The sequence below is a fragment of the Pseudomonas marginalis genome, from assembly GCF_001645105.1.
GTDB lineage: Bacteria > Pseudomonadota > Gammaproteobacteria > Pseudomonadales > Pseudomonadaceae > Aquipseudomonas > Aquipseudomonas petroselini.
The window spans coordinates 86,690-101,437 of record NZ_LKEG01000052.1 but is presented as its reverse complement, the minus strand read 5'-3'; the positions used below and the strand labels follow the sequence as shown (position 1 = coordinate 101,437).

Here is a 14,748-nt window from a genome sequence, read left to right as displayed (position 1 = left end):
TTAGCGATGGGCGCTAGGTGCGGCTAGTGCACGGGCGGCGGCGACATCCGCATTGATCGCCGTTTTCAACGCCTCAAGGGAGGCGAAACGCTGCTCTTCACGCAGCTTCTGGTGGAAAACCACCGTCAAACGCCGGTCATACAGATCACCGGCAAAATCCAACAGATGCACTTCCAGGTGGGCCTTGCCATCACCTGCAACCGTGGGCCTGACGCCTATGTTGGCGACTCCCGGCCACGATTGGCCGTCGATGTCGACGCTCACCAGGTAAACCCCGGTCAGCGGCACACGGCGGCGCTTGAGTTGCACGTTGGCGGTTGGCGTGCCCAATTGGCGCGCCAGCTTCTGGCCGTGCAGGACCCGTCCGGCAATGCGGAACGGGCGGCCGAGCAAACGCTCGGCCAAGGCGAAGTCGGCAGCGGCCAGGGCGTTACGCACCTGGGTACTGCTCACGCGCAGGCCGTCCAGTTCGACGGTTTGCGCGGCTTCGACGGTAAACCCCTGGTTGACGCCGGCATGCTGCAGGAAATCGAAATCCCCGACGCGGTCGCAACCAAAGCGGAAGTCGTCACCGACCTCCAAATGCTGCACACCCAGGCCGTCGACGAGGATGCGGTCGACGAACTCGGCAGCGCTCAGGCTTTGCAAACGCTGGTTAAAAGCCAGGCAGAGAACGCGGTCTACACCCTCTTCAGCCAGCAGTTGCAGCTTGTCTCTGAGACGTGCGAGCCGGGCCGGCGCTGTCTCGGGCGTGAAGTATTCCCGCGGCTGCGGTTCGAAAATCACCACGCAGCTGGGCACGCCCAACTCGACCGCACGCTCGCGCAGCCTGGCCAGGATAGCCTGGTGGCCACGGTGAACACCGTCAAAGTTGCCAATAGTGGCGACGCAGCCCCGATGCTCGGGGCGCAGGTTGTGGAGACCTCGAACCAGCTGCATAACGCGCTTCTTGCTCATAAAGTGGTCGATTATAACCACACCCGGCCTCGGACGACAGGCAACAGCACAGGCCAAATGGATCGAATCGATAAAACAACGGTTTTATCGCGGCAAACTCTCTAGCTCAGTGACTTGCGATTGAAATCGCGCAGGCGGAAGCCTTGCAGCAGCAACATCCCGAAGTACACCACCACACCGGCGACTACCAGCACGCCAAGGCGCAGGAAGCGCTCCAGCATATGGCCTTCGTCCCAGGCGGGCATGAAATGCATCAGGCCAAGCAACACTGCCGACATCGCGCCCACCGCCACCACCAGCTTGAGGGCGAACATCCCCCAGCCTGGCTGAGGCTGGAACATTTGCTGTTTGCGCAGTTGGTAGAACAACAGCCCGGCGTTGATGCACGCACCGGCACTGATGGCCAGGGCCAGGCCGGCGTGGGCCAAAGGACCGATAAACACCAAGTTGAGCAGTTGCGTGACGATCAGCGTGAAAATCGCGATTTTGACCGGCGTACGGATGTTTTGCTGGGCATAGAAGCCGGGCGCCAGCACCTTGATCACGATAATACCGAGCAGACCGACGGAGTAAGCGACCAGCGCGTGCTGCGTCATCAAGGCGTCATGGGCATCGAATTGGCCGTATTGGAACAGCGACACGGTCAACGGCTCGGCCAGAATCCCGAGCGCCAGCGCACACGGCAGCACCAGTACAAAACATAGGCGCAGGCCCCAATCGAGGATGCGTGAGTATTCCTGGCGGTCTTTGTTGGCATAGGTGCGCGCCAGGGTCGGCAGCAGGATCGTGCCCAGTGCCACGCCAAGCACGCCGGACGGCAACTCCATCAGGCGGTCGGCGTAGTACATCCACGACACCGAGCCGGACACCAGCAGCGAAGCGAACGCCGTGTTAATGATCAGCGAAATCTGGCTGACAGACACGCCGAGGATCGCCGGCAGCATATTGCGCATGACACGCCACACGCCGGTGTCCTTGAGGTTCAGGCGCGGCAGTACAAGCATGCCGATCTTTTTTAGATGTGGCAGTTGGTAGAGCAATTGCGCCAGGCCGCCAGCCAATACGGCCCAGCCCAGCGCCATTACCGGCGGATCGAAATACGGCGTAAGGAACAGCGCGAAGATGATCATGCTGACGTTCAGCAGCGTCGGCACAAACGCCGGCACCGAGAAACGGTTCCAGGTATTGAGGATCGCCCCGGCCAGGGATGACAAGGAGATCAGCAATATATAAGGAAAGGTCACGCGCAACAGATCAGTGGTCAGTGCGAATTTTTCCGGCGTATTGGCAAAACCGGGGGCAGTGGCCCAGATCACCCAGGGCGCGGCGAGCATGCCGAGGACGGTCACCAGCATCAGCACCAGGGTCAGCAGGCCCGAGACGTAGGCAATAAACGTGCGGGTCGCCTCCTCGCCCTGCTGGGTCTTGTATTCGGCCAGAATCGGCACGAATGCCTGGGAAAACGCGCCTTCGGCGAAGATCCGCCGCAGCAGGTTGGGCAATTTAAATGCAATAAAGAAGGCATCCGTGGCCATGCTGGCGCCAAAAATGCGCGCCAGCAGGGTGTCACGCACAAACCCCAAAACCCGGGAGATCATCGTGATAGAGCTGACGGCAGCCAACGATTTGAGCAGATTCATTGAAAGAGTTTGCGCCTATAGATAAAGAGCAGGCGAACTAAGCGCCTACTTATGCGATACTGCGCGCCTGCAACAGCACAGAGCCAAAGCTCGCGAGTTTACAGGTCAAGCGCCGGAAATAAATCACCCGCCTCTTCAGATCGACCACTCAGCAGTTCGCATCAGCCGCTCTTGACAACCCATCAAGTCATCGGCATGATTCGCGGCCTATTTTGTTTGCTATTTCCTAAAAAGTCTTTCGAGGAGCTCGACGGTGGCCAACACACCTTCCGCCAAAAAACGTGCAAAACAGGCTGAGAAGCGTCGCAGCCACAACGCCAGCCTGCGTTCCATGGTTCGTACCTACATCAAGAATGTAGTTAAAGCCATCGACACCAAAGACGCTGAAAAAGCCCAAGCTGCTTACGTTCTGGCAGTGCCGGTTATCGACCGTATGGCCGATAAGGGCATCATCCACAAGAACAAGGCCGCTCGCCATAAGAGCCGCCTGAATGGCCACATCAAGGCTCTGAGCGTTCCTGCTGCAGCCTAAGTGGTAACAACTGCCGCGCAGCCCAGGTTGCGCAACAGTTAAGAAATGCCCCGTACCGAAAGGTCCGGGGCATTTTTGTTTGTGCCTGAAAATACCCCCCTTCCTGGATCGGCGGCTTTTTTGTGGTGAGCGGGCTTGCCCCGCGCTGGGCTGCGCAGCAGTCCCAATACATTCAACGCGTTCCTCCAGACAGAACCCAATCTCAGGTTTTAGGGCCGCTTCGCGCCCCAGCGCGGGGCAAGCCCGCTCACCACAAAAAGCCCGCTCACCACTGGAAACCGGTCAACCAAAAAACACAGGCAAAAAAAAACGCCCCGAACCAGTCGGGGCGTTTTTGTTACCTATTGATCAAACCGCGATCAATGGTGATGACCGCCTTCGCCGTGCACGTGGCCGTGAGCCACTTCTTCCTGGGAAGCGTCGCGGATGGCAACGATCTTCACTTGGAAGTTCAGGCGCTGGCCAGCCAGCGGGTGGTTGCCGTCAACGGTCACGTCATCGCCGTCCAGGTCACGAATGGTGACGATCTGCATTTGGCCGTCCGGCGCGGAGGCGTGGAACTGCATGCCGACTTCCAGCTCGTCAACGCCTTCAAACATGCTGCGGCTCAGGGTGCTGACCAGTTCGGCCGAGTACTCGCCATAGGCATCTTCAGGCTCTACGGCCACAGTCAGCTCATCACCCACTTGTTTGCCTTCCAGCGCCTTCTCCAGGCCTGGGATGATGTTACCTGCGCCTTGCAGGTAGACCAGCGGCGCGCCGCCGGCGGAGCTGTCGATGACCTCACCAGCGTCGTTGGTCAGGGTATAGTCGATGGAGACAGCCTTGTTAGCGGCGATCGTCATGGGGCGAGACCTTTTGCATAAGAATGAAGAACGGACAAGTCTAAACAAGGATTTGCCCGAAAGCGAACAGAACCCGGACGGACGGGACCGATCAACGGCCTCCTTCATCCTCGGATTCCGCCAGGACGCCGACCAGCACTGGGTCGCCGAGCTGTCCTGCGGCCACACCCAGCATCTACGCCACCAGCCACCCTGGCAGGCACGCGCCTGGGTGCTCGACCCCGTGCAACGCCTTGAAAAAATAGGCCAGCCCTTTGCCTGCGGCTGGTGTGCGCAAGCGCGCGAATAACGATAACCTTGGCGCCTGATTCCCGGTAGATGTTCAAACATAGAACCTCACCGAAGCCATGCACCTTCAGAGAATTCGCATGCAGACTTTTTTTATCGCGCCCACCGATTTTGGTGTGGGTCTGACCTCCATCAGCCTTGGGCTGGTGCGCACCCTTGAACGGGCCGGGCTGAAAGTCGGTTTCTTCAAGCCGATTGCCCAGCCGCATCCCGGCGATACCGGCCCTGAGCGTTCCACCGAACTGGTGGCGCGCACCCACGGCCTCAAGCCGCCTCAGCCCCTGGGCCTGGCTCACGTAGAGCGCATGCTCGGCGACGGCCAACTCGACGAACTGCTCGAAGAAATCATCACGCTGTACCAGCAAGCCGCGGTGGGCAAGGACGTGCTGATCGTCGAAGGCATGGTGCCCACGCGCAACGCCAGCTATGCGGCGCGGGTCAACCTGCACCTGGCCAAGAGCCTGGATGCGGAAGTGATCCTGGTGTCCGCCCCGGAAAACGAAGTGCTCACAGAACTGTCCGGCCGCGTGGAATTGCAGGCGCAACTGTTCGGCGGCCCAAAGGACCCGAAAGTACTGGGTGTGATTCTTAACAAGGTGCGCACCGAAGAAAGCATGGAAGCCTTCTCGGCACGCCTCAAAGAGCATTCGCCGCTGTTACGCAGCGGCGACTTCCGCCTGCTCGGCTGCATTCCCTACCAGCCGGAACTCAATGCACCGCGCACCCGCGATGTGGCTGACCTGATGGGCGCCCAGATTCTCAACGCCGGCGACTACGAAACCCGGCGCATGACCAAAATCATCATCTGCGCCCGCACCATGCGTAATACCGTGGAATTGCTCAAGCCTGGCGTGCTGGTGGTGACGCCCGGCGACCGCGACGACATCATCCTCGCCGTCAGCCTGGCCGCGATCAACGGCGTGCCCCTGGCCGGCTTGCTACTGACCAGCGACACCCTGCCCGACCCGCGCATCATGGACCTGTGTCGCGGCGCGTTCCAGGCCGGGCTGCCGGTGCTGTCGGTGAGCACCGGCTCCTACGACACCGCTAACCAGCTCAACAGCCTCAACAAAGAAATCCCGATTGATGACCGCGAGCGCGCGGAGATCATCACTGACTTCGTCGCCAGCCACCTCGACGCCCGCTGGCTGCACCAACGCTGCGGCACGCCACGGGAAATGCGCCTGTCACCGGCGGTGTTCCGCTACCAGCTGATCCAACGCGCCCAGGCGGCCAACAAACGTATCGTATTGCCCGAAGGCAGCGAGCCGCTGACCGTGCAAGCCGCCGCCATCTGCCAGGCGCGGGGCATTGCCCGTTGCGTGCTGCTGGCCAAGCCTGCGGACGTGGAAGCGGTCGCCCGCGCCCAGGGTATCGAACTGCCCGAAGGCCTGGAGATCCTCGACCCGGACCTGATTCGCCAGCGTTACGTCGAGCCGATGGTCGCCTTGCGCAAGAGCAAGAGCCTCAACGCGCCGATGGCCGAGCAGCAATTGGAAGACACCGTGGTGATCGCCACCATGATGCTCGCACTGGATGAAGTGGATGGCCTGGTCTCCGGCGTCATTCACTCCACCGCCAACACCATCCGCCCTGCCCTGCAGTTGATCAAGACCGCTCCCGGCTGCACGCTGGTATCGTCGGTGTTCTTCATGCTGTTCCCCGAGCAGGTACTGGTGTACGGCGATTGCGTGATGAACCCACACCCGAGCGCCGCCGAACTGGCGGAAATCGCCCTGCAAAGCGCTGACTCGGCAGCCGCGTTCGGCATCACTCCGCGCGTGGCGATGATCAGCTACTCCAGCGGCGATTCGGCCAGCGGCGAGGAAGTGGAAAAAGTCCGCGAAGCCACCCTGCTCGCCCACGAACAACAAAGCTCGCTGCTGATCGACGGCCCGCTGCAATACGACGCCGCCGCCAACGAGACGGTCGCCCGGCAACTGGCGCCCAACAGCCTGGTGGCGGGCAAGGCCACGGTGTTTGTGTTCCCCGACCTGAACACTGGCAACACCACCCACAAGGCCGTGCAGCGCAGCGCCGATTGCGTGAGCCTGGGGCCAATGCTCCAGGGCCTACGCAAACCGGTCAACGACCTGCCGCGTGGCGCCCAGGTGGATGACATCGTGTACACCATCGCACTGACTGCGATCCAAGCCGCCAACCGACCTATGGATATCTAAATGCTGGATTTTCTACCTGCCGCCGTGCGCGGGGTGATCGCTTCGCTGTTGCTGGCGCTGAATACGATCCTGCTCTGTTCGTTCCTGTTTATCGTGGCGCTGTTCAAGGCGCTGCCGTTCGCCAAGCGCTTCAGCGAATGGCTGATGAACCACACCCATGAGGCGTGGGTGACCAACAACAAGGGCTGGATGAACCTGGTACGCCGCACCCGCTGGCACCTGACCGGGCTTGAAGGACTGGACTATCAGCACTCGTACCTGGTGACCAGCAACCACCAGAGCTGGGTCGACATCATGGTGCTGCAATACGTGCTGAACCGCCGGATTCGCCCGTTGAAGTTTTTCCTCAAGCAGGAGCTGATCTGGGTGCCGGTGATTGGCCTGGCGTGGTGGGCGCTGGGTTTCCCTTTCATGAAGCGCTACACCAAGGCTTACCTGGAAAAGCACCCGGAGAAGAAAGGCAAAGACCTGGAAACTACCCGCAAGACCTGTGCGAAGTTTCGCGACAACCCTGTGGGTATCTTCAACTTTGCTGAAGGCACCCGGTTTACACCGGGCAAACACGCCCAACAGAATTCGCCGTTTCGCTACCTGCTCAAGCCTAAGGCTGGCGGTATCGCGTTTGTGCTGGATGCCATGGGTGAGCAATTGAAGTCACTGGTGAACGTGACCATCCACTACCCGGCCGGGCGTCCAGGGTATTGGGATTTGCTGTGTGGCAATGTGAAGGACGTGGTGGTGCAGTTCGAAGAGGTGCAGATTCCGGCCGAGTTTATCGGCAAGAATTATGAGCAGGATGGGGAGTATCGGTTGGCGTTCCAAGGCTGGATCAATCGGTTGTGGGAAGACAAGGATCAGTTGCTGGAGAAACTGCACACAGAATTCCCAGGCAAACGATGATCACCCTGTGGGAGGGGGCTTGCTCCCGATGGCGGCGTGTCAGCCAGTACAGCTGTTACTGATACACCGCTATCGGGAGCAAGCCCCCTCCCACACTTGACCGAGCCCGATCTCCAGCATGTAAAAAGCCCGCCACCGATCACTCGGTGGCGGGCTTTTTTGTGGCCGCGAGGTTTAGATCGCGCCGCGCTGACGCAACAGCTCCAGCACTTGCTTGACACTCTCTTCCAACGACAGGGCCTGGGTGTCGATCACCAGGTCGGCATTCAACGGCACGTCGTACGGGAAGGATTCGCCAGGGATGTTATCCCCACCAGCGGCGTACAAGCCTTGCGGGTCACGCTCGGCGCACACCAGCGGCGATGCCTGCACGTAGACCGTCAGCAGACGGTCGCCGCCGATCAGCGCCTTGGCCTGTTCACGGCCTTCGGCGTCCGGTGCCACAAACGCAGCCAGAGTCAGCAGGCCCGCTTCGTTGAACTGACGCGCCACGTGAGCGGCACGACGCCAGTTCTCGGTACGCCCGGCACGGTCCTGCGGCAAGCCCTTGTTCAGGTCATGACGCAGGTTCTGGCCATCCAGCACGAACACCGCGCGGCCCATGTCGAACAGCTTACGCTCGACCGCGTAGGCCAAGGTGCTCTTGCCCGCGCCGGACAGGCCGCTGAACAACACGGTGGCCGGTTGCTGACCGAAGCGCAGGGCGCGCTCTTCGGTGGCCACGTGGGCCAACTTGCCGTGCTGCGCCGAGCTGCCGTGAGTGACCGGCGGCGCGATGATCATGCCCGCAGCCACAGTGCCATTGGTCAGACGGTCGATGACAATGAACGCGCCCGTGGTGCGGTTACTGTCGTAGCCGTCCAGGGCGATGGCCGCGTCGAGGCTGACCTTGACCCGACCGATCTCGTTCAACTGCAGCGAACTCGCCGGACCTTCGGCCAGGGTGTTCACATCCACACGGTGCACGATGCTGGTGATGGAACCCGGCACGTAGCTGGTGGCGCGTTTGATGTCGTATTTCTTGCCCGGCAGCATCGGTTCTTCGGCCATCCACACCAGCATGGCGTCGAAGGCGTCGGTCACTTGCGGCACATTGTCGGCATGCACCAGCAGGTCGCCACGGGAGATGTCGATTTCGTCTTCCATGGTCAGGGTCACGGCCTGGCCGGGGCCTGCGTGCTCCAACTCACCTTCAAAGGTGACGATGGATTTGACGCGGCTGCTCTTGCCCGACGGCAGCACCACGACTTCGTCGCCCTTGTGCACGATGCCGCTGGCCAGGGTGCCGGCAAAACCACGGAAGTTCAGGTTCGGACGGTTGACGTACTGCACCGGGAAACGCAGGTCGGTGTAGTTGCGGTCGTTGGCGATCTCGACGGTTTCGAGAATTTCCATCAGCGACTGCCCGGTGTACCAGGGCGAACGCTCGCTCTTGTTCACCACGTTGTCGCCCTTGAGCGCCGACATCGGCACGAACGCCAGGGTGCTCGGCTTGAAGGCGATGCCATCGGCGAACTTCAGGTAATCGGCCTTGATCTGCTCGAATACGCTTTGGTCGAAGCCATTGATGTCCATCTTGTTGACGGCCACCACGATGTGTTTGATGCCCAGCAACGAGGCGATAAAGCTGTGGCGACGGGTCTGGGTCTGCACGCCGTAGCGCGCGTCGATCAGGATGATCGCCAGGTCACAGGTGGACGCACCGGTGGCCATGTTGCGGGTGTACTGCTCATGGCCGGGGGTGTCGGCGATGATGAATTTGCGCTTGGCGGTGGAGAAGTAGCGGTAGGCGACATCGATGGTGATGCCTTGCTCACGCTCGGCCTGAAGCCCGTCGACCAGCAAGGCCAGGTCGATATCGTCACCGGTGGTACCGGATTTTTTCGAATCGCGGGTGATGGCTTCCAGGTGATCTTCGTAGATCATCTTGGAGTCGTGCAGCAGGCGCCCGATCAGGGTGCTCTTGCCGTCGTCGACGTTGCCGCAGGTCAGGAAGCGCAACATTTCCTTGCGCTCGTGCTGGCCCAGGTAGGCGAGGATGTCCTCGCTGATCAAATCAGATTGATGCGACATGACAGCCCCTTAGAAATAGCCTTGACGTTTTTTATCTTCCATTGAGCCGGCGCCATCGTGGTCGATGACACGGCCCTGGCGCTCGGAAGTTCGCGTCAGGAGCATTTCCTGAATGATGTCCGTCAGCGTCTCGGCTTCGGACTCCACCGCGCCCGTCAACGGGTAGCAGCCAAGGGTACGGAAACGGACTTTCTTTTTGACGATACGGGCTTTGTCTTCGTCGGACAGGTGCTCGAGGATGCGGTCGTCGTCGATCATGATCAACGTACCGTTCTTCTCGATCACGTCGCGTTCGGCGGCGAAGTACAGCGGTACGATCGGGATGCCTTCCAGGTAGATGTACTGCCAGATGTCCAACTCGGTCCAGTTGGACAGCGGGAACACGCGGATGGACTCACCCTTGTTGACGTTGCCGTTGTAGACGTTCCACAGCTCGGGGCGCTGGTTTTTCGGGTCCCAGCGGTGCTTGCTGTCGCGGAACGAGTACACGCGCTCTTTGGCGCGGGATTTCTCTTCATCGCGACGGGCACCGCCAAAGGCTGCGTCGAAACCATGTTTGTCCAGGGCCTGCTTAAGGCCTTCGGTCTTCATGATGTCGGTGTGCTTGGCGCTGCCGTGGGTGAACGGGTTAATGCCCTGCGCCACGCCGTCCGGGTTGACGTGGGTAATCAGGTCCAGGCCCAGCTCTTCGACCATTTTGTCGCGGAACGTGTACATCTCCTGGAATTTCCAGCGGGTGTCGACGTGCATCACTGGGAACGGCAATTTGCCCGGGAAAAAGGCTTTGCGCGCCAGGTGCAGCATCACGGCGGAGTCTTTACCGATCGAGTAGAGCATCACCGGGTTATCGAACTCGGCGGCGACCTCGCGGATGATGTGGATGCTTTCCGCCTCCAGCTGTTTCAGATGCGTCAGTTTGTCGACCATGGTTACTCACGGAAAAACGATCTTATGGACGGCCAGCGGGCCGTGTTCGAGCGGGGCATGCTAGCACAGCACCTGCTTCTATTCAGGGCGCCAGCTAGATCGAAACGGTATATGAATATGCCCCCAGGTTTGGCCCTCAAATCGGGTTGGGGCAATCGATGAACAGGTGCTCAAGGGCGAAGCGCCGTGCCAGGTAATCGCCCAGCGCCTGTACGCCGTAGCGCTCGGTGGCGTGGTGGCCGGCGGCGATGAAGCTGATGTCGTTTTCGCGGGCGCTGTGGAAAGTCTGCTCGGAAGCCTCGCCGCTGAGGAACAGGTCGACACCGGCCGCAATCGCATCGTCGATGTAGCCCTGGCCACCGCCGGTGCACCAACCGACGCGACGAATCATCTCGCTGCCTTCGATCAGCAGCGGCTCGCGCCCCATGACGTCCTGCACGCGGCGGGCGAAGTCGCGGGGCGACAGGGGCTCGGCAAGGGAGCCGACCAGGCCGACGATTTTGGGGTTGCTCGGGTCCAACGGGCCTTCGACGGTGATGTCCAGCTGGCGAGCGAGTTGCACGTTGTTGCCGACGTCGGGGTGCAGGTCCAGCGGCAGGTGGTAGGCCAACAGACTGATATCGTGCTTGAGCAGCGTCTTCAGGCGGCGCTGCTTCATGCCGGTAATGCAGGGGTTTTCGCCCTTCCAGAAATAACCGTGGTGCACCAGGATCAGGTCGGCCTGGGCCTCGACGGCCGCGTCCAGCAGGGCTTGGCTGGCGGTCACGCCGCTGACGATGCGCATCACTTGCGGGCGCCCTTCGACTTGCAAGCCATTGGGGCAATAATCGGCAATTTTTGCACTGCCGAGGTAGCGGTCTGCTTCCTCGACGAGGGTGGTAAGGGGGACGGCCATAAAAGACTCCTAAATATCCCGTTCGCAGGCGTCGCAGCCTCGTATAATGCGCGACATTATGGGCGCTCTCCCGCCCCCTGCAACCTGTCAGGACTTACTTGATGCTCAAGGCGCTGCGTTTTTTTGGATGGCCATTGTTGGCTGGCGTGCTGATCGCGATGCTGATTATTCAGCGTTTCCCGGAGCTGGTGGGTCTACCCAGCCTTGATGTGAACCTGCAACAGGCGCCGCAGACCAGCGCGGTGGTGCAAGGCCCGGTGACGTACGCGGACGCGGTGGTGATCGCCGCACCCGCCGTGGTGAACCTGTATACCACCAAGGTCATCAACAAACCGGCCCATCCCCTGTTTGAAGACCCGCAGTTCCGCCGTTACTTCGGTGATAACGGGCCCAAGCAGCGGCGCATGGAGTCCAGCCTGGGTTCCGGGGTGATCATGAGCCCCGAAGGCTACATCCTCACCAATAACCATGTGACCACCGGCGCCGACCAGATTGTGGTGGCGCTGCGTGACGGTCGCGAAACCCTGGCCCGTGTGGTGGGCAGCGACCCGGAAACCGACCTCGCCGTCTTGAAGATCGATTTGAAAAACCTGCCGTCCATCACCCTCGGCCGTTCCGATGGCTTGCGGGTGGGCGATGTGGCACTGGCTATCGGCAACCCGTTCGGGGTGGGCCAGACCGTGACCATGGGGATCATCAGCGCCACCGGGCGTAACCAGTTGGGCCTCAACAGCTACGAAGACTTCATCCAGACCGACGCGGCGATCAACCCGGGCAACTCCGGCGGCGCGCTGGTGGATGCCAATGGCAACCTGACCGGTATCAACACGGCGATTTTCTCCAAGTCCGGCGGCTCCCAAGGCATCGGGTTTGCGATCCCGGTGAAGCTCGCGATGGAAGTGATGAAGTCGATCATCGAGCACGGCCAGGTGATCCGTGGCTGGCTGGGGATTGAAGTGCAGCCGTTGACCAAGGAACTGGCCGAGTCCTTCGGCTTGACCGGACGCCCCGGCATCGTGGTCGCCGGGATCTTCCGCGACGGCCCGGCGCAGAAAGCCGGCCTGCAGCTGGGGGATGTGATCCTCAGCATCAATGGCGAACCGGCCGGCGATGGCCGCAAATCGATGAACCAGGTGGCGCGGATCAAGCCGACCGACAAGGTGGCGATCCAGGTGATGCGCAACGGTAAAGAGATCAAGCTGCTGGCGGAAATCGGCCTGCGCCCGCCGCCGGCTCCGGTCAAGGAAGAGGAATAAGCGGCCTGGTACAGGTACCCGTTCGCGGGTACCTGTAAGTTTATATTTCAGAGCAATTCATTCTCATTGGTCATGTTATATTGTTTCAATATCGTTATTGGAACGCTCTATCATGCCGTCTCGAAGAATCGCCCCCTTGGCTGGCCTGGCCTTGGGCTTGCTGCTCGATCCCGCCTTCGCCGAAGAAAACACCGTGGAACTCGACACCATCAGCGTCACCACCGACGCCTATGAGTCCGCCACGGGTCCGGTCAAAGGCTACCGCGCGACCCGTTCCGCCAGCGCGACAAAAACCGACACCGCCCTGCGCGATATCCCACAGTCCATCAGTGTGATTCCTGCCACGGTGCTCAAGGACCTGGGCAGCACCAATGTGGAACGCGCCCTGGAATTTGCCGGTGGCGTGTCCAAACAAAACAACTTCGGCGGCCTTACCCTCTACGAATACAGCGTGCGCGGCTTTACGACCTCAGAGTTCTACCAGGATGGGTTCAGCGCCAACCGTGGCTACCCGAGCACACCAGACGCGGCGAATATCGAACGCATCGAAGTGCTCAAAGGCCCCGCCGCCAGCCTGTATGGCCGGGGAGATCCTGGCGGCACCGTGAATATCGTCACCAAGAAGCCCCAGCCGGAAGCCTTCACCACCGTGCAAACCAGCGCCGGCAGTTGGGACCGCTATCGCACTGCCGTTGACGTCAACACCCCGCTGGACGGCGAAGGCAACGTGCTGTCGCGGGTCAACCTGGCGGTGGAAGACAACCACAGTTTCCGCGACCATGTGCAGAGCAAGCGGGTATTCGTCGCCCCCTCGTTCAGTTGGCAGTTGGACCCGGACACCCGCCTGCTGGTGGAGAGCGAATTCGTTCGCCACAGCTCCACCTTCGATCGCGGCGTTGTCGACGCCCCAGGCGTCTCGCGCTCAACTTTCCTTGGCGAGCCGAACGACGGTGACATCGACAACCACAACAACCGTATCCAGGCCACCCTCGAACATCACCTCAACGACGCCTGGAAACTGCGCCTCGCCAGCCACTACAAACAAGGCAGCCTGTGGGGCGACGCCTCGGAAAACCGAGCGCTGAATGCCGACGGTCACACCCTCGACCGGCGCTACCGTGAACGCTCCATGGGCTGGCACGACAGCATTACCCAGTTGGAACTGCGCGGCCTGTTCGACATCGGCAGTTGGCAGCATGAGCTGCTGATCGGCACCGAATACGAGGACTACCGCAAGAAAGAACGTGTCACGGCTATCGGCGGCAGCCGCTACCCCATCGACCTCTACAACCCCGTCTACGGCCAGCCCAAACCCAACGGCACACGCTCCGGCACCGACTTCTTCGAGCAGACCAAAAGCCAGGCGCTGAACCTGCAAGACCAGATCATTTTCACCGACCGCCTGCGCGGCATGGTCGGCGCGCGCTTTGAGCATTTCGAGCAAAGCACCGATGACTTCACGCGCAACCACGCCAAGAGCCGGCAAACCCACGACGCGCTGACCCAACGTGCCGGTCTGCTTTACCAGCTCACCCCACAAATCGGGGTATTCGCCAACGCCTCCACCTCGTTCAAACCCAACAGCGGCTTGGACGCCAACGGCAAAACCTTCAAACCGGAAGAAGGCGTGGGTTATGAAGTGGGGATCAAAAGCGAGCTGTTCGACGACCGCCTCAGCGCCACCCTCGCCGCGTTCCATATCGAAAAGGAAAACGTGCTCGCGCTGGACCCGGCCACCAACACCAGCCGCGCCATGGGCAAGGCTCGCAGCCAAGGCTTCGACCTGCAACTGACAGGGCAAGTGACGGAGGCCGTGCGCGTGATCGGCGCGTTTGCGTACATTGACGCCGAAGTGACCAAGGGCGATAAAGCCATTCCCGCCGGCAGCCGGATTCTCGGCGTGGCCAAGCGCAGTGGCAGTCTATTGGGCGTGTATGAATTCCAGGATGGCGTGTTGCGCGGCTCAGACCTGGGCGCGGCGTTCACTTATGTGGGGGATCGCTCCGGCGAGGCCGGCACGCGTTTCGAGCTGCCGGCTTACCACACGGTCGATCTGCTGGCCCATTACAAGGCCACGGAGAATGTCACCGTGGGCCTGAACCTCAACAACCTGTTTGATGAAAAGTACTACGAGCGGTCCTACAGCAATTACTGGGTCAACCCCGGTGAACCGCGCAACCTTACGGTCAGCCTGACCCTAAGCCTGTAACGCAACCAACAGGTGGGAGGGGCAAGCCCCTCCCACGCTTCGATCT

12 protein-coding genes are annotated in these 14,748 nt (G+C 60.9%); 6 read left to right on the top strand and 6 right to left on the bottom strand.

Annotation, left to right across the window (positions count from 1 at the left end):
- Positions 1 to 939 (bottom strand): bifunctional riboflavin kinase/FAD synthetase, encoded by a 939-nt coding sequence (gene ribF / locus AO064_RS22550; protein ID WP_010213269.1) that lies wholly within the window; start codon positions 937 to 939, stop codon positions 1 to 3.
- 119 nt (positions 940 to 1,058) lie between these two features.
- Positions 1,059 to 2,597 carry a murein biosynthesis integral membrane protein MurJ gene (murJ, locus tag AO064_RS22545; protein ID WP_064054715.1) on the bottom strand — a complete coding sequence of 513 codons (1,539 nt, stop codon included), beginning with the start codon at positions 2,595 to 2,597 and terminating at the stop codon, positions 1,059 to 1,061.
- A gap of 253 nt (positions 2,598 to 2,850) precedes the next feature.
- Here murJ and rpsT point away from each other — a divergent pair, with 253 nt between their 5' ends.
- Complete coding sequence (gene rpsT / locus AO064_RS22540) at positions 2,851 to 3,129, top strand: 30S ribosomal protein S20 (protein ID WP_003188401.1); 279 nt, start codon at positions 2,851 to 2,853, stop codon at positions 3,127 to 3,129.
- A 359-nt stretch (positions 3,130 to 3,488) separates the two neighbouring features.
- Here the strand turns inward: rpsT and AO064_RS22535 are convergent, their stop codons facing one another.
- Complete coding sequence (locus tag AO064_RS22535) at positions 3,489 to 3,974, bottom strand: FKBP-type peptidyl-prolyl cis-trans isomerase (RefSeq protein WP_012722137.1); 486 nt, start codon at positions 3,972 to 3,974, stop codon at positions 3,489 to 3,491.
- On the opposite strand from AO064_RS22535, the gene AO064_RS22530 reads away from it, so the two are divergent.
- The 3 genes from AO064_RS22530 (at position 3,973) to AO064_RS22520 (ending at position 7,342) form a co-directional block, all read left to right on the top strand.
- On the top strand, positions 3,973 to 4,263 hold the full coding sequence (locus tag AO064_RS22530) for a DUF3565 domain-containing protein (protein WP_012722136.1): 291 nt from the start codon (positions 3,973 to 3,975) through the stop codon (positions 4,261 to 4,263). The two genes, AO064_RS22535 and AO064_RS22530, sit on opposite strands and share 2 nt — an antisense overlap.
- A gap of 79 nt (positions 4,264 to 4,342) precedes the next feature.
- Positions 4,343 to 6,442 carry a phosphate acetyltransferase gene (gene pta / locus AO064_RS22525; RefSeq protein WP_012722135.1) on the top strand — a complete coding sequence of 700 codons (2,100 nt, stop codon included), beginning with the start codon at positions 4,343 to 4,345 and terminating at the stop codon, positions 6,440 to 6,442.
- Positions 6,443 to 7,342: an acyltransferase gene (locus tag AO064_RS22520; protein ID WP_064054714.1), complete on the top strand. Its 900-nt coding sequence runs from the start codon at positions 6,443 to 6,445 to the stop codon at positions 7,340 to 7,342.
- Positions 7,343 to 7,516: 174 nt separating this feature from the next.
- Here the strand turns inward: AO064_RS22520 and cysN are convergent, their stop codons facing one another.
- From cysN to AO064_RS22505, 3 genes are all read right to left on the bottom strand, one after another.
- On the bottom strand, positions 7,517 to 9,415 hold the full coding sequence (gene cysN, locus AO064_RS22515) for a sulfate adenylyltransferase subunit CysN (RefSeq protein WP_012722133.1): 1,899 nt from the start codon (positions 9,413 to 9,415) through the stop codon (positions 7,517 to 7,519).
- Positions 9,416 to 9,424: 9 nt separating this feature from the next.
- Complete coding sequence (cysD, locus tag AO064_RS22510; RefSeq protein WP_012722132.1) at positions 9,425 to 10,342, bottom strand: sulfate adenylyltransferase subunit CysD; 918 nt, start codon at positions 10,340 to 10,342, stop codon at positions 9,425 to 9,427.
- A gap of 136 nt (positions 10,343 to 10,478) precedes the next feature.
- A complete protein-coding gene (locus tag AO064_RS22505; RefSeq protein ID WP_012722131.1) occupies positions 10,479 to 11,237 on the bottom strand; it encodes a Nif3-like dinuclear metal center hexameric protein in 759 nt (252 codons plus the stop codon).
- A 101-nt stretch (positions 11,238 to 11,338) separates the two neighbouring features.
- Between AO064_RS22505 and algW the strand changes: the two genes are divergently transcribed.
- Both algW and AO064_RS22495 read left to right on the top strand, forming a co-directional pair.
- Positions 11,339 to 12,493 carry a Do family serine endopeptidase AlgW gene (algW, locus tag AO064_RS22500; protein ID WP_012722130.1) on the top strand — a complete coding sequence of 385 codons (1,155 nt, stop codon included), beginning with the start codon at positions 11,339 to 11,341 and terminating at the stop codon, positions 12,491 to 12,493.
- Between the two features lie 112 nt (positions 12,494 to 12,605).
- Positions 12,606 to 14,702: a TonB-dependent siderophore receptor gene (locus tag AO064_RS22495; RefSeq protein ID WP_064054713.1), complete on the top strand. Its 2,097-nt coding sequence runs from the start codon at positions 12,606 to 12,608 to the stop codon at positions 14,700 to 14,702.
- Positions 14,703 to 14,748 lie beyond the last annotated feature (46 nt).